This window comes from Sphingobium sp., from assembly GCF_041987595.1.
In the GTDB taxonomy this organism is placed as follows: domain Bacteria; phylum Pseudomonadota; class Alphaproteobacteria; order Sphingomonadales; family Sphingomonadaceae; genus Sphingobium.
The window spans coordinates 1-20,561 of the sequence record NZ_JBHIWJ010000026.1; the positions used below are offsets into that span (position 1 = coordinate 1).

Sequence of the window (20,561 nt, forward strand, 5' to 3'; positions counted from 1 at the left end):
TTCCTGCGGCCTTCCAGCCGGGGCTCACCGCGGGCCTGCTGACCAAGGAAAACTGGTGGGGCAATACAACGACCGGCACGTCGATCCCGGCCACCATCGGTACGCTGACTCCAGAGGCGCAGGCACTCTATGGCGTGCGGCCATTTAATACGCTCGAAGTATACGGTTTTTCCGGCACCCTGAATGTTGAATTGGGCGGCCTGAACTTCAAGTCCATCACCGGCTATCGCCACTCGATGAACTATGGTCAGAACGACACGGATGGCACCGCCGTCCCGTTGCTGGCGACCTTCGCGGGGTCTGGTTCCTATTATATTTCTCAGGAATTTCAGCTTTCCGGCAATATCACCGACAGCCTGAGCTTCATCACGGGCGCCTATGCGGGCAAGGAGAGCGGCTACGAATTCAGTCGGTCGCAGATTTTCGGCGGTCTCATCCGTGATTCGAACGCCGATGTCACCAACAAGACCTTCGGCCTGTTTGCCCAGGCCTATTATGAATTGACGCCGAAGCTGCGCGCGGTGGGCGGTTTCCGCTATACCTGGGACACCCGCGACAGCCTGCTGCATAATGCGCAGATATATGGCCGACCCTATAATGTCGCCGTGGCGGGGACGCCGACCGGCATCAACTGTACGGTGACCCCGACGGAACCGGTTACGGCCACCACCTGTAATCAGGCGCAGAATGCCAAGTTCAATTATCCGGCCTGGAATCTGGGTCTCGACTGGCAGGCCAGCGACAATCTCTTCCTCTATCTCGCGACCCGTGGCGCGGCCAAGGCCGGTGGCTGGAACCTGCGGGCAGGGGGGCTGCCCGCCTTCGCCCCCGAAAAGGTGAAAGACGTCGAAGCCGGCCTGAAGGTCGATCTCTTCGACCGCCGGCTGCGTTTCAACACCGCGGTCTTCCACACGTGGAAGGATGACAATCAGGCGATCGTCAACAGCTTCGTCACCGGCATCGGCGTCACCCAATATATTCAGAATAACGGCAAGGTCCGTATCTGGGGCATGGAAAATGAAATCACGGCTGTGCCGTGGGAAGGCATGACGCTCAGCGTCAACGGTTCGCTGCAAAACGGTAAATATGTGAAGGGTAGCTTCAGCGAAATTCAGGTGGTGGCTGGCAGCGGCTGCACGAACGGCGCTGGGGTCGTCAATGGCTGCGTCGTCGATCTGAGTGGTTTGCCGCTGCTGCAATTGCCCAAGAAGCAGCTCAATATCAGCGCCACGCAGAAAATTCCGTTGGGAGCGGGCACGCTTGCTGTCACCGGCGCCTATTCCTATGTCGGCGCTCAGCATTTCGATGCCGTCAGGGCGGCGGACCAGGCGTCGGCTGCGACCAAGGCCGCCTATGATACGGAAAACCGCTTTGGTCGTGTGCCCGGCTATGGCATTTTCAACGGCCGTATCGCTTTCCAGCTTGAAAATCCCAATGTTGAAATCGCCGTCTATGGTCGCAACATCACGAACAAGAAGTATCTGCTGCGGCGCTTCCCCGATCTCTATCGGACATTGGGCATCACAGCCGCCTATGTTGGTCAGCCGGCCACCTATGGCGTGGAAACGACGTTTAAATTCTGATCGGATAACGCGGATGGCGGGAGAAGCTATGGCCAGTACGGCTTTTTCCCGCCAGCCCATGACCGGGGAACTTGAAAGATGATGAGGTTGGTAGACAGGGTGGCGATCGTCACCGGCGGCGGCGGTGGTATCGGTGCCGCCGTCGCGCGGCGCCTCGTTGCGGAGGGGGCTCGCGTCGTAATCGCCGATCTGTTCGAGGAGGCGGCCGTCCGTGCGGCCGCCCCGTTGGGGGACAAGGCGCTGGCGGTCCAGTTCGATGCCGCCGATCCGCAGTCGGTAAAGGCGATGGTTGATCGCGCCGTCGACCATTTCGGCAGGCTCGACATATTACATAATAATGCGGCGATGACCGATCCGGACAAAAGTCCGCAGGACACCACCGCCGTCGACATTCCGATCGGGATCTGGCGCGAGATTCTCGACGTCAATCTCACCGGCTATTTGCTGGGATGCAAATATGCGATCCCGCATATGGTCGCCGGTGGTGGCGGTTCGATCATCAATACCGCGTCCAATTCGGGCACCGCCGGGGATCTTGCGCGCATTGCCTATGGTTCGTCCAAGGCGGCGATCATCGGCCTCACCAAATATGTGGCGACCCAGCATGGGCGGCAAAATATCCGCTGCAACAGCATCGCGCCGGGCGTGGTGCTGACTGAAGCCCTCGAAAAAACCGTGCCGGGCCTGAAGGAGATTATTCAACGGCATATATTGACGCCCGAATTCGGTACGCCCGATGATATCGCCGCGTTGGTCGCCTTTCTTGCTTCGGACGAGGCGCGCTACATCACGGGTGAGAATATATCCATCTCTGGCGGCGGCCTTGTCCACCAGCCCCATTATGCCGATTTGCTGGCCTTCATGCAGGCGAAGGACTAAGCTGTGTCCAACGCCTGCACTTCGGATCTTGAGGGGTTAATGAGCGGTCCGATGAAAATAGCGGATCGTCAGCCGGCCATCGGCAACCTTGTAGGTTTCGAGGCTCGGCAGCGTCACAATGCCATCCTTGGTTTGCAGACGATTGGCTACATAGGCCGCGCCCTCCGATCCGTTGACGATCACCTCCAGCGGCTCGGTCGTGCACTTTCCGCCATATTCCGCCCACATCTCCGCCATCGCAGTGCTACCGTCGACGGCAGGCGAGCCGACATATTCGATCGTAAAGCCTTGGGGTCCCAGCGCCCGGAAAAGCCGGTCGAGTTCGTCACGCTTTCCCTCGTTCCACAGCCGGTAATTGTCGCGGATCGCCTGTTCCAGATCCGGCACCTCTGCCTCGCTCATGCCCATCGCCTCCTGTCATTGCGGATCATCCGCATGGCCGCCAGTCTCGATCGGATGAACAGGACCGCACCTGTCTTTGGCAAGGGTGGAAATTATCTCTTTTTGCTTCGGAGAATATGATGACCAAACCTGCGCAACAGCCCCTTCCGGATCATGTGCCGCCCGAACTGGCGATGGCGCTGCCGCTCTTTTCCCGGCAGGTGATCTACGACAATCCGCAGGAGGTGCTGATCCCGGCCATGCATGCGGACCTGCCGCCGATCACCTATGTCACCAACATCTTTCCCGGTGACCAGCCCGGCTGGCTGCTCAAAAATGCCGAGGACGTGCAGGCGATGCTGCGCGACGCTGACAATTTTACCAAGAACGGCATGGGCAAATGGGCGCAGAATATCGGCGAGAACTGGTTGGTCATTCCGACCGAAGCCGACCCGCCCATTCACACCAGTTACCGCAAGGCGCTGAACAGTCATTTCGCGCCGCAGAAGATGTTCGCGATGAAGGAACAGGTGCGCGAGCGTGCGCGGACCTTGATCGATGCCTTCAAGGATCGGGGGCAGTGCGATTTCATCGAGGAATTTTCGGAGAAATTCCCTATCTTCATCGTCCTCGATCTGCTTGGGCTACCACAGGAAAGAATGGCGCAATTCCTCAAATGGGAAAAGGAAATGCTCCACTCCAATGACTGGGAAGTCCGCGGCAACGCCGTGCGCTGTGTGAAAGACTATCTACTGGAGGAGATTGAGGCCCGCCGCCAGCAGCCGCGCGATGACTATATCAGCAAGGTCCTGACCTTTGAGGTGGATGACCGCCTGTGGAATGATGACGAGGTTCTGGGGCACTGTTTCAACCTGTATATCGGTGGACTGGACACGGTTACGTCGCTGCTCGGCAATATCTTCAACTATCTGGCGTCTCACCCGGACAAGCAGAACGAACTGCGCGCTGATCCGTCGCTGATCGTCCTCGCGGTCGAAGAATTCCTCCGCGCCTTCGCGCCGGTCACGGCCTTCCGCATCGCGACGAAGGTCATCGAAATTCAGGGGCAGAAGATTATGCCTGGGGATTATGTGGCCTTCAGCTCACCCGTGGTTGGTCGCGATCCGGCCTTCTACGATGATCCTCAGGCCATTCGCTTCGACCGTAAGGCGCCGCATATGTCGCTGGGCAGCGGTATTCACAAATGTCTGGGGATGCATCTCGCGCGGCTGGAACTGCAAATCGCGGTCGAGGAATTCGTCACGACTTTGCCGGAATTCCGGATCAAGGACGGCTTCAAAGTGCCGTATTTCGTGGGCAATATTCTGCATGTGCCGGATCTCCACCTGCAATGGGACTGAATATTCCCATGGCCCGGGACTGTGATCTGTGGGCGCATGAGGTCTGACCGGTCAAATTGGTTCTGGAGCGGTTATCTGATTGCATCGGATAACCGCTCCAGCGTCAGCCGCGCATCATCTCGTTCCGGAAACCCCGGGGGCTGAGGCCGGTCGCCTTGCGGAAGGCGGCACTGAAGGCCGCGACGCTTTGGAAACCGCAATTGCCCGCGACGACCTTGATAAGGGCGCCATCCTGAACCAGTTCTCGCTTGGCCTGCGCAATCCGCGCATCGGCAATGTAACTGCCCAGGGTCTTCCCGACCGTGTTCTTGAAGGTCCGCATCAGATGCCGTGAACTGACGCCGCATTCTTCGGCCAGATCGACGATCGACAATGGTCCCGCCAGTCCCGCCTCGATACGCTCCTGAAGGCGGCGCAGGCGCCAGCCCGCCATGCGCGGATCGGCGGTGTCATCGCATTTGTGAGCGATCTGAAGATGACGAGACAGGTCGATGACCAGCGACAACGCAATGGTTTCGACCATGATGTCGGGCGCGAAACCGGGATTGCGCACTTCCTGGGCGAGGCGGGCGAGGCCCTGACGGACCCACGGCGCCTTGACGTCGAAACAGGGGGGCAATGACGAAGGCATTACCTCATTCTGAAAGAGCTGATCGGCTGTCAGGCTTTCGAAGGTCAAACAGAATATGCGATATTCGCTGGGTTCGCAGCGCGCTTCAAACTGGCTCCCCTTTGGCAGGTAGGAAACCTCGCCAAAGGGTGGCGCATGGCGCTTGCCGTCGGGCAGCAGACGCGCCCCGCGCGCGCGCGGGCCGAGCGAATAGTCGAGATAGTGACTGTTCGGCTCGAACCTGGCGTCACAGCTGCGTTCCCACGCAAAATGCCGGATATCGGCACGAATGCCGTTCGCGATGATGCTGTTCTCGACATGGAAATAGGAGACGGTGAGCGGCTGGCATGGAAGGATGGTGCCCGTTGACTGCATCATAGGTCGCCCGCCTGCCATTGCACCTTCCGTCCCTTTCCATTCGCGCCTGTTTGCGCCGCAAAGCAGGATATGACAAAATCGGCAGGTTCGAACACGGAGCATGCAAAGGCGACTGCACCCGATCCATGTGTGTCGCGCCTGCGTTCAGAGCTTGCCTTCCATGCTGGTCATTGACCCCGGTCATGAGCGGACATTATGGGGCCTTGTCCGCAGCACGTCGACTCGCAATCATATCGCGCAAACCGGACATCCCATCGCGAAACCGTCATTGCGTTCATGGCCGACCGGTCGGAAAATCTCCAAAACATCGCGAAGAGGACATTAGTTTGATCGCCGGCATGACATGGCGCTCAAGCCCGTTCTCCGCGCCGGTTCCTGATGTTAGCGCTCTGTCGCATGGGCATGAGGTGAAAAGCATCCTGCCCGAATTCAACGCTCAGGGAGGGGATGAAATGGCTTCAGGTAAATGGTTCCAGACGACCGCATTGGCGAGCTTGTCGGTTTTCGCGGCTAGCGTGCCGGCAATGGCGGCGGACCAGACCGGACCTGTGGGAATCGAGGACATTGTGGTCACCGCCAGGCGGACCGAAGAAAATATTCAGACCACGCCGGTCGCCGTCACCGCACTGTCGACCGAAATGATCAAACAGGCGCAGGTCGGCGATGTGGCGGGCCTGCAGCGCACCGCGCCGAGCCTGTCGATCGCGACCGGCGCCCCGGGCGGTTCGGGCTTCGTCTATATCTCCATCCGCGGCATGCCGGCATTGAATCCGGGCGTCGCCAACGATCCTTCCGTCGCAACCTATGTCGACGGCGTTTATATTCCGCGTCCCTCGCAGGGTTCGGCCGATCTCATCGACCTGCAGCGGGTCGAGGTTCTGCGTGGCCCCCAAGGCACGTTGTTCGGCCGCAACACCACCGGAGGCGCGCTCAACATCGTCACGGCCAATCCTACGGGCGATTTTGAAGGGCAGTTCCGCATTCAGGGCGGCAACTATGATTATCGCAATGTCGACGCGGTTCTCAACGTGCCATTGATGGGCGAGGAGCTGGCGGCGCGCTTCGTCTATGATTTCGTGGATCACGACGGCTATGCCCGGAATTTGACCTCGAACAGCGAACTTAAGGACCGCAACAGCCATTATGCCCGCGCCAAATTACGTTGGGCGCCCGCCGGCAGCAACTGGTCCGCCACGCTCAGCGGCGATTATAATATCATCAAGGATCATGGCCAGTTCGTCGGTCTTGCAGCGGTCAATCCGGGCGCGAGCGCGGCGATCAGCGCCATCAACGCCGCAACCCCCCTCGCGCCCTATCTGCACAGCAAAGCCCATTGGTACGATGCCTATGGCATTCCATTCAGCACCAATCCGCCGGTCGGGTCCAATTACGGTTTTCTGACCGCAGGCGGCCGAAACGCCTATAACAGGCTGGAAGCCTATGGCGGCAATCTCACGATCGATGGCGAAATCGGTTCCGTCACCGTGAAATCGATCTCTGCCTATCGCTACAGCAATGCGATCGGCCTGAACGAACTTGATGGCACTCCTGCCCAGATTCTGGCGGCCGAAAGCGCCTACAAGTCCGATCAATATTCGCAGGAACTTCAGTTCTCTGGGGAATTGGGCGACCGCTTCAGCTATATTCTCGGTGGCTATTATTCGACGGAAAGCGGCCGTGAATCGTCCGTATCGCAGACCTTCGGGTCGTTTGCGCCCGCAGCCCCCGCACCCAATTTCGGTTTCGGCCTGAATTACGGCACAGTGAAGAATGTCTCGGTCGGCCTGTTCAGCCAGGGCTATTACCGTCTGACCGACAAGATCCGTCTCACCGGCGGCGTCCGCTGGACATGGGATAAGCGAGAGGTTGTTCTGATGAACAGAACGAACCTTGCCGCCAACACCTGCGCGCCCGAACTGGTCTCGAATCCCGACTTCGTTGCGCCTTGCAGCCTGCCACGTTCGGTCAAATATAATTACCCCGCCTGGACGGCGGGTATCGATGTGGAAATCACCGACAGCCTTTTTGCTTATGTAAAGACGAGCGCCGCATCCAAGGCCGGCGGCTTCAATATGCGCAATGGTTCGGCCGCGACACCGCCGTTCAAGCCGGAGAAGGTCAGGGACGTTGAACTCGGCGTCAAGTTCAGCACATTGGATAACCGGTTGCGCATCAATGCCGCCGCTTTCCATTCCTGGCAGTCGGACGTTCAGCGCAATGCTTCCGACTGCATCACCCCACCGGGCGCGCTTGCCTGTGCAACCACGCAATTCCTCCGCAACTCGGGCGATGCGCGTGTCTATGGCGGCGAACTTGAAATAAGCGCCGTTCCCTGGGAAGGGATGCTGCTCTCCGGCAATCTCGCCCTGCTCGACGGCAAATATGTCTCCGGCACTTTCGTCGAACAGCAGCAGTTCGTTCCCGTCGCCGGCGCCAACGTGTCGGATTGCGTCGCCGGCACCGCCGCAGGTTCGGTCCGCTGTTCGGTCGATCGCAGCGGCGAGGCTCTGCCGCAAATGCCCAAGAAGCAGTTCGGCATATCGGCCACGCAGAAGGTGCCGACCCCATTTGGCGAACTCTCGATCTACGCAAACTACGCCTATATCGGCAAACAGAATTTCGGTCTGTTCACCGCCGATCCGCGGCGTCCGCAAGCCTATCGTGATGCGGTTGCCATTGCCAACCGGATCAATAGCATTCCGGGATATGGGCTTTTGAGTGGGCGCATCGCCTTGCAGATCGAAGATCCCAATCTTGAGCTGTCGATCTTCGGCCGCAATATTGGCGGAAAGAAATATGTAACCCGTGCCTTCGCCGATCAGTTGCCGACACTGGGCACGGCGATCGATTATATCGGTGATCCCTTTACGTGGGGTATCGGCGCGACCTTTCGTTTCGGACCGAAAAGCTAGTCCCGGAGCGACCGGCTTTGGCGCTTCCGCAATGGTTTGGCATTCATGCAGCCCCCGTTTGGGATTTACGAAGGTCGTTCGGAGTGGTTACCTCATTCGCGAACTTGGAGAAGGCCTGAGGGATATTTCATGACAGATACTATCAGGAAAATTGGTTTCATCGGTCTGGGCAGCATGGGCGGCGATCAGGCGCGGGAACTTGCCAAACTGCCGCTTGACCTTACCGTTTACGACGTGTTTCCCGCGGCACTGGCGAAATTCGAGGGCCGCGCGAAGCTCGCCGCTTCCATGGCGGAGGTCGGCGAGGATGCCGACGCCGTCGGCATCTGCGTGCGGGACGACACGCAGGTACTGGAATGCGTCGATGCACTGCTGCCCGCGATGAAGCGGGGAGCGATCCTGCTCATCCACAGCACGATCAAGCCGAAGACCGCGCAGCATATCGCCGAGCGCGCTGCCCCCCTGCGTATCGACGTCATCGATGCTCCGGTTACGCGCACCGAAATGAGCAAGGACGGTCCCTTCGTCTTCTGCATGACTGGTGGCGAGGAATCCGTCGCCGCCCGCGTCCAGGTGGTGCTCAACGCCTTTTCGACGAACACGATGCATATCGGTCCGCTCGGATCGGCAATGGCCCTCAAGATCTGCAACAACCTCGTTTCCTGGGGCGGCATCATGTTGGGTATAGAGGTTGCCAATGTGGCGGAGGCGTCGGGCGTGCCGATGGACAAGCTGCTCACCGTGATGAAGCGCAACGGCAATCTCACCCCGCCGATGGCGGGTTTCGTCGACTTCCGCAATAATCCGGGGGATGCAGCCCGGCGTGCCTTCTTCGCCAGCCAAGCCGGCATCGGCGAAAAGGACCTCGCGCTGGCTGAAGAACTGGCGGCGGGCGCCGATGCGGTATCGCCGATCACCAGCCATACCAAGACGCTGCTCAAGAAGACGCTGCTTGCAATCTGCGAGAGCTAGATTTTACCAAAATCGGCCGCGAATTTAGAGAGTTTTCGTTCAATGAATAAAACGCTGCCGGCCATGAAGCCGGCAGCGTTTTATTCATTTTGAATGATCGCTATCTCACTTTCAGTCCCACTGAAGATGAAGCTCGGGGACATGAAGAATGTTTCCGACGAAATAGCCGACCTCGAAGCCGTCCTTGATACGGAATGGTGGGATCGCCTTGAGAAATTCCTCAAGGGCGGTTTGAAGCTCCAGTCGTGCGAGGTGCATGCCCAGGCATTTGTGGATGCCATAGCCCAATGAAATATGCTGACCACGGCGATCGAAGCGGATTTCATTGGGATTGTCGTAGAAGTTTGGATCGCGTCCCGCGACGGGCGTAGAAACCGCCACATAATCGCCCGGCATGATCTTTTGCCCGTGGATTTCCATTTCGCGCGCCGCGATCCGGAAAACGCTGACCGGTGCGAAGGCGCGGAAAAACTCCTCGACGGCGAGCACGATCTTGCCTGGATTTTCACGCAGTTCTTCCTGCCGGTCCGGATAACGGGCAAGAAAGGTGAAGATATTGCCGAGCATCGAGGTAACCGTGTCGAGTCCACCGATAAAAAGGTTGAAACAATGGCCGAAAATTTCGGCATCATTCCATTTCCGGCCGTCTATCTCATAGTCGAAAATGCGACTGATATAATCATCGCGCGGATTAGCGCGCCGGTCGGCGATTTGTTCTTCAAGATAGGCCTTTACCTTACGCACGCCGCTCGCACGGGCTTCCAGCGTTTTGGTGTGCAGAATCTCCTTCTCCCATTGAAGGAACTCCTCCAATCTTTCTTGAGGCAAGCCGAGTAAATCGAGCACGATGTAAATCGGAAATTTTTCGGAAAATTCATGCACGAAATCGCAATGGCCGCGATCCTTGAAGCTGTTGATCAGCGTGATGGCACGCTCGTGCAGATTGTCGCGCATCGCGGCCATGCGTTGGGGCGCGAAATAGGGATTGAGCGCTTCGCGATACTGCCCGTGAGCGGGCGGGTCTGTCTCGGTAGGGATGACCAGCCAGTCTTCGCCAATGGATTGCGCGAACTTGCCCATCCCACGCTTTGTGAAATTCTCTCCATCCCGCAAAATTGTCTGTATGTCCTCCATGCGGGTCAGCAGCCAGCCCCCTTGATGGGCCATGAAGATATTGGTTACCCAAGTAATAGGACCTAAAGTTTCATGTATCTGGGGAATAAGGGTTTCCTGCGGACATTCCGAAATTGTGACCCGATCGAATAGTCGAAGGGATATTGCCGTTTCTTCGGGGACATGGGGAGGAATGAGATCATAGTCGCAAGTTGACATTGAATTTACCTCTTTGATTATAATTGAATATATATTATTTTATCAGATTATTTTCAATATAGAGCTAACGCTACCATTTTCTCCAATGTCACCTTTGCCTCAATATCTATCACGAGACAAAGTGGGAAATGCAAACTGGGAAACGTCGTTGCTGCCTCACGCAGATCATAGATTGTGCCCGATAAGCCGTAAATCGCGACAATATATTTCAGCATGACAGGCTGTCTCGAAAGCGCCAAAAAAGCTGGCTACCGGTTGGAGTGGTCACAGCGTGATGCTCGTCATGGATGTTATCCTCTGTACGGCGCAGCTTGGCATCGAGCCAACTGTCTCTTCGGTGACGCCAAAACCCGCGGCCTCAATCTGGAAGGCACCCGCATCAGAAACCCACGCAAGCTCGATTGTCTGCTCGTCGTCGTCATCCTCGCTATAATCTGGGCATATCGATGCGCCACCCGCGCCATGGGCATGAAAGCAATTCCGCGCAAAACCCATGGTCGACGCCAAAAATCATGGTTCCGGCTCGGCTTCGACAGCCTCAGGCAATGGAACATCAAGGATCAACCCAAAGCTACCCCTGCGTGGATCGATGCTGCCCCCAAAACGGCTACTCATTCCTCTCCTTGCCCGATGAGTCGTGTATGGTGATGCGGTATCTGCGGTGCAAACTGTGCCATCGTCGTGAATGATCGCTATAGATGCACGAGCTATTTCCGCAAGGGTACGTGCACCAACCGTTGGACAATCCGTCGCGTAGATTTGGAGCGTCGAGCACTACAAGATATCTCGAAACGTCTGGTTTCGGCAGAGGCGGTCAAGACGGCGGTGGCGGCCTATATTGAGCAGATCAACGCGTCCACGCGGGAGCATAGGGCGTAGGTAGACCTTGATCGCCGGAGTCTCGATAAGATTGAGCGTGCCATTGGTGGGATTCTGGCTGCCATTGAGCATGGGATGTATCAGCTGTCATTGAAGGCCGGTTAGAAAAGACACTTTCTGTCCCCGATAGAAATGACATCCTGAGGCGTCCTTAGCAGGGCTTGGTGGCATGGTCCTCCTGGCAGTTCGGGAGGACGCGCTTATGACGGTGGTGGCGATGAGCCATGGCGAATTTTCGCGGTTTGATACATTGTCGCGTGTGGATCGCGGCGAACTGCGGGTCGTGGGAAGCCATCTGATCATGCGGGTGCCGGCGAGGCGATCTCTTGAAATCTCCAAACCGGGCGCCGTTGCGATCCAGAGGTTTGCAATCGATCAAAGAAATTGGGAGACGGATTTTGAGTATCGGTGGATATCAAAAATCCATTCGTGAAAAACGCTGAACGAGAAAATATTGACTTTGGTATCATGCGGCTTCATAAGGTCGTTAAGAGTCCAATATAGTTGTTGGCTATTTTGTTGGTCTCGACACTTACTGTTATTAACTTGTTTTGAATATCCAGCGATGTGCGTGCGCTTTTGGAATCCTGCTCCCGCAACCAACAATAACCCGGCTTCACGCCGGGTTTTTTATTGCACTCGCCAACCAGCCTTGAAAGTCCAGCGAGACACCCCCTGACGGCAAAGTCCTATTGGCTCAAGGCAATCATTGATATCTGCCGTCCATAATCCGCCTCGCCCCGATGGCAGCAGCGCCGGTAACTGTAAAAGCGATCCGGCATATCGCGGCATTCTGGAGTCTCGCCGAAGAAGAAGCGTCTATGCCGGTGGAAGTTCAGGCTGGCGTACAGAGCGACCCCATCGCGCGCGTGCGAGACCTTATCCCATTTCCATTGCAAAACGGTACGACCCAATCGCGCCAGGCGTCCGGGCGGCTGGATGTGGGAGCGATCATAGAACAGGCTCTCCGACGGGCCAGCATCATGCGATGAAGCGTCTAGCCGACCGCTGATGGGCGTGCGGCTCGGGAGCGGACAGCGGATTGCCGGCCGAAGTTTCCGCATCCCGCGCCGTCGGCTTCTTCATACCGGACCGAGTGGCTTGAGCGTCAATCGGGCGCGAAGCCGAGCAGTCCGCGTTGATAGTCCTCGACGACATAGGCGATCGGCAGACCATCTGCCCGGCTCATGAGTGCGCGCTGGGAGAACAGGATTCGCGGCGGTGTTTTGGCCATTGGCCCGTCTTCCTTTGGCAACCATGCTGACGACGACCCTGCCGATTTCCGGTCGAGATGCAAAGGCGCGACCACCTTGCCGAACGGCGTACCGGTCTGCTGAAGGCTTGCCTCCATCGAAGCGGGCAAGCGGGAAGGGACATACCAGAGCCGTGCAACGGAGAGGATATGCCCGTTGCAGCGCAAGCGGACGTGCCGAAATTGAATGCGGTCCGACGCCTTGAGCTGCAACGCGCGGCGCAATTGCGCGGTGGCCGGGACCGGCTTGTTCGCGATTTTCTCGGCAATGACTGCGCCTGCTGGCGCCATATGATGGGAGGTGCACCAGCGGTCCAGCACCTGGGTCGCGGATGCGGCCTCTCTGATCTCGTACCGCAGTGTGCTGATCTCGGCGACGGATTGCGGGTTAGCGGCTGGGCGCGCGGTCGCGATGCCGGGGTCTGCAATCGACGGCGCGGTCAATCCAGCGGCGACAAGGATTAGCATGTTGAATGGCCGATACATCCTCGCCCTATGCCTTTGAGACGGCGGCTTTTACAAGCAGAGGATAAAACCGTAGCGACGCACCGCCTGTCCGGCGCTCAATTGGCCACAGGACAGGTCCACGCCCTTCGACGTGCATCTGGCGACCGTTCGGCCATATCTGTCGGTGTCGGTCTTGCGGCACTGCACCGCACCGGCCGCAACGAGGTTTTGGAGATTTTGCGTGGCCGCATAGGGATCGCCCGGCGTGCATTGGCGTCCTTGGCGGCAATGTCCGGGCAGTTCTGACGCGTCGATCCCTGACAGGCGAATGCGTGTCGATCCGCAATCGAACGTGTCCCCGTCGATCACGTGAATGCTGCCACAATGAAAGCTCACTTCTTTCGAAGCGAAACCGGTCTCGCCAATCAGCTTCAACCCCAGGGACGCACCAAGCAACAGGCCGATGACGACGAGGATGCTTTGGCCGCGCGTCCACCGCCTGCGTTTCGGCCTGTACAGGTACGACTGCCTGGATTGGGAAGTATGGTGCCGGCCGTTCGGCGGCTTCCTGAATTTATGAACATCCCCCATATGCCTTTTATTGGGCATTGAGGGTTCCCATGCAATCAGAAGCCGGCGTCACAGCGTCAGCGACCAGGTCTGTCTGATCAGGTCATGACCAAAGCTATGGTGCGGCGCTTCTTCCGCCAGTCAGAGTGCGGTCGGTCCGCTTTCCTTAAGTGGAAGGCCAAGACTGGCCCAATTGCGACGTGAAAGTTTGCGGGGCGGCGTGCGCTATATGCGGTGCCCCGCCGACGGAGTGACGGCCCTTCTTCGGCATCGCCGTGTCATCGATGACGAGAAACGCACCGGTGCCACCAACCGGCCGGTCGGCCTCCTTTAGCAACGCAGCTTGGCCTGCTGCGACGGAATGATGAAGCTGATCGTAGCCGGCTTCGCCGCCACGGGCAGCCATCGGCTGCACGCTTTTGCGGTCGCCAAGACCAATCAGACCGGCGATGTACTGCGGGCACATCTTGCGCCGCGCTGGATGCGACAGCCCCGCCAAAAACGGCTCAAGCTTTCGCTACAGATCGGTCCGCCAGCTCTCGTCCACCGCCATCGTCGTAAGTCCGTCAGCTTACACTGACAAACAGGAATCAACGACGCTTCAAGCTGGTTCCTTCAACCTGCCAAGTAGTGTTAGAGTCGAAACACTTTCAGAGCCAGAAGACGACGGCAGCCGCGAGGCTCACGGTTGAGAGGAAGTCCCTGGCGGGCTTGTCGTAACGAATGGCGATGCGGCGGGAGACAGGCTTAAATCATTCGTTCACTATGGCATTTGTCAGAATGCCGATGTTGCCAATCTCAACCTCCACGATATCGCCCGGCCACATATAAACCGGTGGCTTGCGCTTGTCGCCTACGCCCCCAGGGGTGCCGGTTGCGATAACGTCGCCGGGTGCCAGCGGCGTAAATGCAGAGATATATTCGATGACGGCGGGAATGTCCCAGATCATGTCCGAAATCGGCTGGTCCTGCATAACTTCTCCATTGAGGCGCGTGACGACATGTAGCGCGCCCAGATCGGCGATTGAATCAGGCGTGACCATGGCAGGACCGAAGCCGCCAGTGCCTGGAAAGGTCTTGCCGGGCGTGAACTGGATATTATGCCGTTGCCAGTCGCGCGCCGACCCATCGTTGAAGCAGGCATAGCCGGCAATATAGTTTAGCGCATCGGCGCGTTCGACCTTGTAGCATGGCTTGCCGATGATGACCGCCAGTTCGCCTTCATAGTCAAATCGTTCGGTGACGGCCGGCTTGCGCATCGCTTCGCCATCCGCGACTAGGCTGTCGGCGTAGCGCACGAAAATGGCCGGATGCTCTTTCTGCTCGCGACCGGTTTCCTTGACATGCTCGGCATAGTTCAGGCCCACGCACAGGATCTTCGCCGGATCGGGAATGACAGGCAACAAGGTGACGTCCGCAACCGCGTGGACCGCACCATCCGGCAGGGTCGCCAGAACATCGGCGGCGATCGCGTCCTTCAGGCTGGAAGGCTGACCCGCTGCGGCTAGTTCGACGATATTCGCACCCTCCAGGCGACCGAAGCTGGCGACGCCGTCCGCGCGACGGAAGCTTACATATTGTGTCATCTGTCTGTCTCCTGTGCCGCCGTGGCGACATTGATTATTGCTGATCGGACAGGGCATATCGTTTGGATCCGCCCCGACCAGTCTTACATATCGATCGATGCCGGTTCCCATTGGCGGCGATGCCGGAACCGCTCTTCTGCTTTACGCAGGCCGGCCATATCCTTGTCGGACATGCCCCACTGATCGATCCGGCCGTCTGGCCATGTCCAGTCTTCTGGCGCGCCAGCCTTATAATCGTCGGCAACCTTCTCCACGGCGGTCGAAAATTCGATCACCGGGCCGAAGGGCGCTATGAAATAGGCAAAGATGTTCGCACCCGGCCCATGGCGGCCCGGGCCCCAGGCGGGAACCATGCCATGATCGCGCAGTCGGCCAATGCCGCGCATCACCGCGTCGATATCCTGCATTTCGAAAGCGATATGGTTGAGCGATGGGAAGCCTGCGCGGGCGAAGGCGGTGGAATGGTGGGAATCGTTGCAGCGAACGAAAACCATGCCTTTCGTCCGGTCGGACACGCGAAAGCCGAGCGCGTCTTCCACCAGATGGCCAGTGGCTTCGGCATCGGCCGAATTGAACACCACATGGGTCAGCTTAACCGGCAGGTCGGCGCCCTCGATCGGAGCAACCTCTTCAGCGTCGACCAGGAAGCGCAACAGTTCGCCTTCGGCCAGTTCGACAACGATGCCATGGCCACCACCGGGATCCTGGGATACCGTGGGCGCCGCCACAAGCCCGGCGGCCGCCACCGACTGTTTCAGGGCAGCGAGCCGATCGGCCGAACAGATGAATGTGGTTGAGCGCACGAACGCTTCAGCCGATTCTTCCAGCGCTATCAGATAAGGGAAGCGACCCGAACCACGCAGATAGTGGATGCCGTCGCGCACCTGTGCGGGGGCCATGCCCCAGATGTCGGTCAGGAAGGTCGCGGCCTGTTCCGCGCCAGTCACGGCCAGTTCGATGCTACGCAGCTTCATTTTGCGTCTCCATGCAACAGCCCTGCGGCGACGATGCCGGCCTGGGCGCAGATTTCGTCCATATCGCCGGTGTCGCCGCTGATACCCACCGCGCCGATCGTCCGGCCGTCCCGATCCAGGATCAGAACGCCGCCGGGCGACAGCGCCAGCTGGCCGCCGGTTGCGGCCGCAACGCTCTGGAAAAACAGCGGGTTCTTGGCCGCGCGAGCCGCGATGATGCGCGTGTCTGCGCCCATGCCAAGGGCACCGGCCGCCTTGGCCTTGGCGATCTCGAACCGGTACAGGCTGGCCCCGTCTTCCCGTGCAAACGCGACCGGATGCGCGCCCGCATCAAGCACGACGACGGCAAGCGATTGCGCGCTCTGCGCCCGTGCGTGATCCAGTGCGCTTTCGATGATGGTGCGGGCATGCAAGAGCGTCAGGGTCACAGCATAATATCCTCATGAAGATCGATCCCGGCGATCAGACGCTCGCGCGCGGCGATCAGATCCTCGCCACAGCCCGTGCCAAAGACATAATGATCGGGCCGCACCAATACCGCGTCGGCTTGTCTGGCTTCAAGCCAGTCGCCGATCGCGCCGCCATCGGCCAGTTGGTCCAGCAGGACTATCGTCACGCCGTCGCTGTCTATCGGTTCGCGGGTGAAGAGACGCCAGCCACCGCCGGTCACGTCGTCCAGCAAGCGTCCGTCGACGCGGGGCTGGATGAACCGCTCGCCTGCGCCCGGCGATCCTACGGCGACGATGCCCGCCGCGATCGCCGGAATGAGATCGGCGGCTGTCCCGTGCTGCGCATTTTTCGCGGCTTCGCGCATCCCGGCGTCCCGCTGCGCCGCAGCGTTGGCATCGAGGACGCAGATATAGCGACCCGCATTCACCGCGGCAGTGATCACAGCGCGGACATGGGCGTCGCGTTCGAGCTGATAGCTGTCGAGCAGCGCGTCGGGCGCGCGATCTTTCAGCACGGCTTCGAGCTTCCACGCCAGATTGGCGACGTCGCGCAGGCCATGGCACATGCCTTGTCCGAAGAATGGCGGCGTCTGGTGCGCGGTATCTCCGGCCAGGAATATACGGCCATCGCGCCATTGTTTGGCGATCAGCCCGTGGAAGCGGTAAGTGGCTGCGCGCACGATCCTGTGCGGCACGTCGGCCAGATAGGGTTCGACAAGGCGTGCGACGACGTCCGGGGCCATCATCGCCTGATCGTCTTCACCGGGCAGCAGCATGAATTCCCAGCGCCGATGATTGCCGCGTCCCGGCACCACGGTAGCGGGGCGCGCGGGATCGCACATCATGACGGACAGTTTTTGCAGATCGGCGCCTTGGGGGACGCCCCAAAGATCGGGGAAGCTGACCGGGCCATCGACCTCCGCATCGACCACCAGCCAGGGTTCTTCGAAATCGAGATCATCCAGTTGGATGTCCAGCGCCTTGCGCACGACACTGCGCGCGCCGTCGCACCCGATGACGTAACGGGCGCGCATCTGACAGACCTGCCCATCGCCGGACCGAAGCGTCAGGACGGCTTCGTCGTCACTCTGGTCCAGCTCTTCCAATGCAGTGCCGAGGGAAAGGGTAACGTTGGGATAGGCTTTCAGCGCATCACGCAGATGGTTTTCCAACTCGGGCTGGTAAAAGAAATAGTCGTTCGACCAGCTGAACGGCCGGGGGCGACCAACTGTGCCCATATAGCGGATCACGCCATGATCCGCGCCGACATGCAGATGGCCTTCGGTATCGCGCATGTCGGTGGCGACACGGTCGGCAAGGCCGACCGACTGAAACAAACGCATCATTTCATGGTCGAGATGGACAGCGCGGGGCAGGGGATAGGGGTGTGCGGCCTTTTCTACGACCAAGACGGACAAGCCGGCCTTGCCCAAAAGATTGGCCGCAAACGCACCGACCGGTCCGCACCCAACGATCACGGTATCGAATATAGTCCCGGTCGGATCGGTCATGTCATCTTCCGTTGGAGCGATGGCCGTCCCCGACAAGGGACGGCTATCGGGCAGGGCTTAGAAGCTGGCGCGCGCCGTGGCGCCGACATAGCGCGACGCATCCTTCGACGTGAAGAACAGGATGTTCTCCGGGTTCGCCGCATTGGTCAGCATGTTGTCGCGCTGCTTGCCCGACACATATTGCTTGTCGGTCAGGTTGCGGATGAAGAAGGTGAGCTGATATTTGTCGTCCGCCGTCTTCACGCCGAACGAGAAATCGATCGTGCCATAGCCCTTCTGGTCGAGTGCCTGATCCTGGTTCAGATCGAACAGGACGCGGCTCTGCACATTGCCGTTCAGCTGGACAAAGCCGACATAGGAGGGCGTCAGATCGTCTTCATAGCGGATGCTGGCGTTGGCCTTCCAGTCCGGCGAGTTGGGCAGCGCCCCACCACGGATATTCTGGACCCGCGACCCGCTCAGAATGAAGCATGTGTTGGTCGGCGCGGCTGCGCCTGCCCCCACGGTGACGGCGGTCGCCTGCGCGGCCAGCTGGCACGGCAGACCATCGGCGTCGAAGCGGGCCTTCATATAGGTCGCACCGCCGAAGATCGTCAGCTGATCGGTGGGGCGATAGTTGAACTCCATTTCGATGCCCTTCGTCACCGACGAACCGGCGTTGGTCGGGATCGACAACGGCGCGCCGTTTACCTGCTGCGTGGCCTGCACTTGGAGGTTGTTATATTTGGCGTGAAATGCCGCGAGACTGAAGTTCAGGCGGTTGTCCAGGGCCTGTCCCTTGAAGCCGACTTCCCAGGCCTTGACCGTCTCGGGCTGAACGGGCTTCTGGCCTGCGAAATCCGCCGAGAATTCGACGTCCCAGCCATAGCCCTTATAGCCGCGCGACCAGTTGGCGTAAATCTGCGCATGACGGCTGAACTTGTACTGGAGGCCGATCTTGCCTGAGAAATCGTCGTCCGACACCGAATTGCTGCCTGTCGATCCCGCCAGCAAAGCGGTGTCGCCCGCAAAGGGGGCCGTTCCGCTGCGCGTGCCGGAATAGGCGTTCTTTTCATGTTGCAGGCGGAAACCGCCCAGCGCCGAAAGGCTATCGGTCAGGTTCACCTGAGCCTGGCCGAAGAGCGCGATATTCTCCGTCTTCATATTGGCCGTGCTGGCGGACGACTGGTAGGTCGGATTGGGGCATGCTGCTCCGAAGGCGACCGATGTATCGCCGGTGCAGCCGCCGACCCGGCGCTGGAAGTCGCGATCCAGGTCCAGCTTATAATACATGCCGCCGATCGTATATTCGAACAGGCCGCCGGTGGGTGAGGTGAGGCGCAGTTCTTCGCTGAACTGCTTCACATCCACGCCGCCGCCATTGATCCCAAAATAGCCGAAGCCAAAGGGAACGCGGACGGGCGCAGCGATATTGTAGCCATCCACATCGACGTTGTTCTTGAAGTTCCATTCGCGCCAGGCGGTGATGGACGTCAGCTTGTGCTGACCCAGATCGAGGTTGCCTTCGACTGAAACGCCGCCGGTCTTCACGTTTGCGAAGGTATCTGTGGTGGTGTTGACCGTGCGATTGCTGATCGAAGCGACGACCGGGCTGCGCAGCTGTTGCAGCAGCGTGTTGGTAGTCTTGAAGGGCAGCGGCTGGCAGCAGCTGCTGTCCGATTTCTTGTAGTCGCCGGTGATCATCAAATCGAAGCCGGGGGCTACGTCGATCGCAACCTTACCGCGAACGCCATATTCTTCGGACCCGAAGATACTCTTCTTGCTATAGGCGTCGCGCGCCCAGCCATCGTCATTAGTGTAAAAGCCGGTCAGTCGCGCGCGGATGCTGTCGCTCAGGGGACCGGATACCGTGCCGCGCAGGCGATATTCACCCATTTCCGCGACGGTGGCCTCGACCTTGCCTTCCAGTGTGTTGGACGGTGCTTTGGTGACGACGTTGACCACGCCGGCCGTCGCGTTCTTGCCGAACAGGGTGCCTTGCGGGCCGCGCAGAACTTCCACGCGCTCGACGTCGATCAGGTCGCTGAAGCCCTGGCCCTGACGCGCCATGACGACGCCGTCGATCACGAAGGATACCGACGATTCGATACCGGCCGAAAAGAGCACGGTGCCGATGCCGCGGACGCGGACATTGTTGTTGAGCGGGCTTGTATTCTGCGTGAACGTCAACGACGGCACAAGGGCAGCGATGCCGCTTGACCCGTTCACCTGGGCGGAGGAAAGGACGTCGCCGCCCACGGCGCTGACCGCGACGGGCACGTCTTGCAGGCGTTCGGAGCGCTTCTGGGCCGTCACGACGATTTCGCCGACATCCTGCGGCGATTCCTGCGCCAAAGCTGTCGCGGTGGGCAGCAAAAGCGCAGCGGTGGCGGCGCCCGAAAGAAGCCGGACGATGTTGGCAGAACTCATGGTGTTTTCCCTCCCACTGTCGGCCGCGCGTGATGACGGCCGTTCATTTTGACGTGCCGTCTCTGCCGCTTGGTCA

The 20,561-nt window shown here is 59.2% G+C and carries 18 protein-coding genes and 2 pseudogenes; 8 read left to right on the forward strand and 12 right to left on the reverse strand.

Annotated features, from left to right (window positions below; genetic code table 11):
- Positions 1 to 1,583: TonB-dependent receptor domain-containing protein (locus tag ACFC3J_RS09015; protein ID WP_375195846.1), on the forward strand; the 1,583-nt coding region annotated here is incomplete at its 5' end.
- A gap of 78 nt (positions 1,584 to 1,661) precedes the next feature.
- The gene (locus ACFC3J_RS09020; RefSeq protein ID WP_082749133.1) at positions 1,662 to 2,462 is read left to right on the forward strand and encodes an SDR family NAD(P)-dependent oxidoreductase; all 801 of its coding nucleotides are present in this window, start codon (positions 1,662 to 1,664) and stop codon (positions 2,460 to 2,462) included.
- Positions 2,463 to 2,498: 36 nt separating this feature from the next.
- On the opposite strand, the gene ACFC3J_RS09025 is transcribed toward ACFC3J_RS09020, so the two are convergent.
- Positions 2,499 to 2,864: a hypothetical protein gene (locus tag ACFC3J_RS09025; protein ID WP_375195847.1), complete on the reverse strand. Its 366-nt coding sequence runs from the start codon at positions 2,862 to 2,864 to the stop codon at positions 2,499 to 2,501.
- Between the two features lie 116 nt (positions 2,865 to 2,980).
- On the opposite strand from ACFC3J_RS09025, the gene ACFC3J_RS09030 reads away from it, so the two are divergent.
- Positions 2,981 to 4,204, forward strand: a complete 1,224-nt coding sequence (locus ACFC3J_RS09030) for a cytochrome P450 (protein WP_375195848.1) — start codon at positions 2,981 to 2,983, stop codon at positions 4,202 to 4,204.
- Between the two features lie 103 nt (positions 4,205 to 4,307).
- Here the strand turns inward: ACFC3J_RS09030 and ACFC3J_RS09035 are convergent, their stop codons facing one another.
- Positions 4,308 to 5,192, reverse strand: a complete 885-nt coding sequence (locus ACFC3J_RS09035; RefSeq protein ID WP_375195849.1) for a helix-turn-helix domain-containing protein — start codon at positions 5,190 to 5,192, stop codon at positions 4,308 to 4,310.
- Positions 5,193 to 5,644: 452 nt separating this feature from the next.
- On the opposite strand from ACFC3J_RS09035, the gene ACFC3J_RS09040 reads away from it, so the two are divergent.
- Together ACFC3J_RS09040 and ACFC3J_RS09045 are read left to right on the forward strand one after the other, a co-directional pair.
- Positions 5,645 to 8,104, forward strand: a complete 2,460-nt coding sequence (locus ACFC3J_RS09040; RefSeq protein ID WP_375195850.1) for a TonB-dependent receptor — start codon at positions 5,645 to 5,647, stop codon at positions 8,102 to 8,104.
- Between the two features lie 129 nt (positions 8,105 to 8,233).
- Positions 8,234 to 9,076, forward strand: a complete 843-nt coding sequence (locus tag ACFC3J_RS09045) for an NAD(P)-dependent oxidoreductase (protein ID WP_375195851.1) — start codon at positions 8,234 to 8,236, stop codon at positions 9,074 to 9,076.
- 111 nt (positions 9,077 to 9,187) lie between these two features.
- Here the strand turns inward: ACFC3J_RS09045 and ACFC3J_RS09050 are convergent, their stop codons facing one another.
- The gene (locus tag ACFC3J_RS09050; RefSeq protein ID WP_375195852.1) at positions 9,188 to 10,408 is read right to left on the reverse strand and encodes a cytochrome P450; all 1,221 of its coding nucleotides are present in this window, start codon (positions 10,406 to 10,408) and stop codon (positions 9,188 to 9,190) included.
- 213 nt (positions 10,409 to 10,621) lie between these two features.
- Here ACFC3J_RS09050 and ACFC3J_RS09055 point away from each other — a divergent pair, with 213 nt between their 5' ends.
- The 3 genes from ACFC3J_RS09055 to ACFC3J_RS09065 all read left to right on the forward strand — a co-directional run bounded on the left by ACFC3J_RS09055 (position 10,622) and on the right by ACFC3J_RS09065 (position 11,720).
- On the forward strand, positions 10,622 to 11,056 hold the full coding sequence (locus tag ACFC3J_RS09055; RefSeq protein WP_375195853.1) for a hypothetical protein: 435 nt from the start codon (positions 10,622 to 10,624) through the stop codon (positions 11,054 to 11,056).
- A gap of 6 nt (positions 11,057 to 11,062) precedes the next feature.
- The gene (locus tag ACFC3J_RS09060; protein ID WP_375195883.1) at positions 11,063 to 11,287 is read left to right on the forward strand and encodes a hypothetical protein; all 225 of its coding nucleotides are present in this window, start codon (positions 11,063 to 11,065) and stop codon (positions 11,285 to 11,287) included.
- 202 nt (positions 11,288 to 11,489) lie between these two features.
- Positions 11,490 to 11,720, forward strand: a complete 231-nt coding sequence (locus tag ACFC3J_RS09065; RefSeq protein ID WP_375195854.1) for a hypothetical protein — start codon at positions 11,490 to 11,492, stop codon at positions 11,718 to 11,720.
- A gap of 256 nt (positions 11,721 to 11,976) precedes the next feature.
- Here ACFC3J_RS09065 and ACFC3J_RS09070 read toward each other — a convergent pair.
- From ACFC3J_RS09070 to ACFC3J_RS09110, 9 genes and pseudogenes are all read right to left on the reverse strand, one after another.
- A pseudogene (locus ACFC3J_RS09070) lies at positions 11,977 to 12,066 on the reverse strand (polyphenol oxidase); the annotation flags it as partial.
- A gap of 329 nt (positions 12,067 to 12,395) precedes the next feature.
- Positions 12,396 to 13,007, reverse strand: a complete 612-nt coding sequence (locus ACFC3J_RS09075; protein ID WP_375195855.1) for a hypothetical protein — start codon at positions 13,005 to 13,007, stop codon at positions 12,396 to 12,398.
- 48 nt (positions 13,008 to 13,055) lie between these two features.
- Positions 13,056 to 13,577, reverse strand: coding sequence for a thermonuclease family protein (locus ACFC3J_RS09080; RefSeq protein WP_375195856.1), 522 nt, complete (start codon positions 13,575 to 13,577; stop codon positions 13,056 to 13,058).
- A gap of 172 nt (positions 13,578 to 13,749) precedes the next feature.
- A pseudogene (locus tag ACFC3J_RS09085) lies at positions 13,750 to 14,055 on the reverse strand (transposase); the annotation flags it as partial.
- 253 nt (positions 14,056 to 14,308) lie between these two features.
- Complete coding sequence (locus ACFC3J_RS09090) at positions 14,309 to 15,142, reverse strand: fumarylacetoacetate hydrolase family protein (RefSeq protein ID WP_375195857.1); 834 nt, start codon at positions 15,140 to 15,142, stop codon at positions 14,309 to 14,311.
- An 83-nt stretch (positions 15,143 to 15,225) separates the two neighbouring features.
- Entirely contained in the window at positions 15,226 to 16,116 is an 891-nt protein-coding gene (locus ACFC3J_RS09095) for a VOC family protein (RefSeq protein ID WP_375195858.1), read from the reverse strand.
- Positions 16,113 to 16,544, reverse strand: a complete 432-nt coding sequence (locus ACFC3J_RS09100; RefSeq protein WP_375195859.1) for a heme-binding protein — start codon at positions 16,542 to 16,544, stop codon at positions 16,113 to 16,115. The genes ACFC3J_RS09095 and ACFC3J_RS09100 overlap by 4 nt, the downstream gene beginning before the upstream one ends.
- Positions 16,541 to 18,055, reverse strand: a complete 1,515-nt coding sequence (locus ACFC3J_RS09105; protein ID WP_375195884.1) for a bifunctional 3-(3-hydroxy-phenyl)propionate/3-hydroxycinnamic acid hydroxylase — start codon at positions 18,053 to 18,055, stop codon at positions 16,541 to 16,543. Before ACFC3J_RS09105 ends, ACFC3J_RS09100 begins: the two co-directional genes overlap by 4 nt.
- A 78-nt stretch (positions 18,056 to 18,133) precedes the next feature.
- Positions 18,134 to 20,485 (reverse strand): TonB-dependent receptor, encoded by a 2,352-nt coding sequence (locus ACFC3J_RS09110; RefSeq protein ID WP_375195860.1) that lies wholly within the window; start codon positions 20,483 to 20,485, stop codon positions 18,134 to 18,136.
- Positions 20,486 to 20,561 lie beyond the last annotated feature (76 nt).

What these genes read in the sequence shown, in the direction of transcription:
- ACFC3J_RS09020 (WP_082749133.1), top strand. Translation starts at nt 1,662, where the DNA reads ATGATGAGGTTGGTAGACAGGGTGGCGATCGTCACCGGCGGCGGCGGT.
- ACFC3J_RS09025 (WP_375195847.1), bottom strand. Translation starts at nt 2,864, where the DNA reads ATGAGCGAGGCAGAGGTGCCGGATCTGGAACAGGCGATCCGCGACAAT.
- ACFC3J_RS09030 (WP_375195848.1), top strand. Translation starts at nt 2,981, where the DNA reads ATGATGACCAAACCTGCGCAACAGCCCCTTCCGGATCATGTGCCGCCC.
- ACFC3J_RS09035 (WP_375195849.1), bottom strand. Translation starts at nt 5,192, where the DNA reads ATGATGCAGTCAACGGGCACCATCCTTCCATGCCAGCCGCTCACCGTC.
- ACFC3J_RS09040 (WP_375195850.1), top strand. Translation starts at nt 5,645, where the DNA reads ATGGCTTCAGGTAAATGGTTCCAGACGACCGCATTGGCGAGCTTGTCG.
- ACFC3J_RS09045 (WP_375195851.1), top strand. Translation starts at nt 8,234, where the DNA reads ATGACAGATACTATCAGGAAAATTGGTTTCATCGGTCTGGGCAGCATG.
- ACFC3J_RS09050 (WP_375195852.1), bottom strand. Translation starts at nt 10,408, where the DNA reads ATGTCAACTTGCGACTATGATCTCATTCCTCCCCATGTCCCCGAAGAA.
- ACFC3J_RS09055 (WP_375195853.1), top strand. Translation starts at nt 10,622, where the DNA reads ATGACAGGCTGTCTCGAAAGCGCCAAAAAAGCTGGCTACCGGTTGGAG.
- ACFC3J_RS09065 (WP_375195854.1), top strand. Translation starts at nt 11,490, where the DNA reads ATGACGGTGGTGGCGATGAGCCATGGCGAATTTTCGCGGTTTGATACA.
- ACFC3J_RS09075 (WP_375195855.1), bottom strand. Translation starts at nt 13,007, where the DNA reads ATGCTAATCCTTGTCGCCGCTGGATTGACCGCGCCGTCGATTGCAGAC.
- ACFC3J_RS09080 (WP_375195856.1), bottom strand. Translation starts at nt 13,577, where the DNA reads ATGGGGGATGTTCATAAATTCAGGAAGCCGCCGAACGGCCGGCACCAT.
- ACFC3J_RS09090 (WP_375195857.1), bottom strand. Translation starts at nt 15,142, where the DNA reads ATGACACAATATGTAAGCTTCCGTCGCGCGGACGGCGTCGCCAGCTTC.
- ACFC3J_RS09095 (WP_375195858.1), bottom strand. Translation starts at nt 16,116, where the DNA reads ATGAAGCTGCGTAGCATCGAACTGGCCGTGACTGGCGCGGAACAGGCC.
- ACFC3J_RS09110 (WP_375195860.1), bottom strand. Translation starts at nt 20,485, where the DNA reads ATGAGTTCTGCCAACATCGTCCGGCTTCTTTCGGGCGCCGCCACCGCT.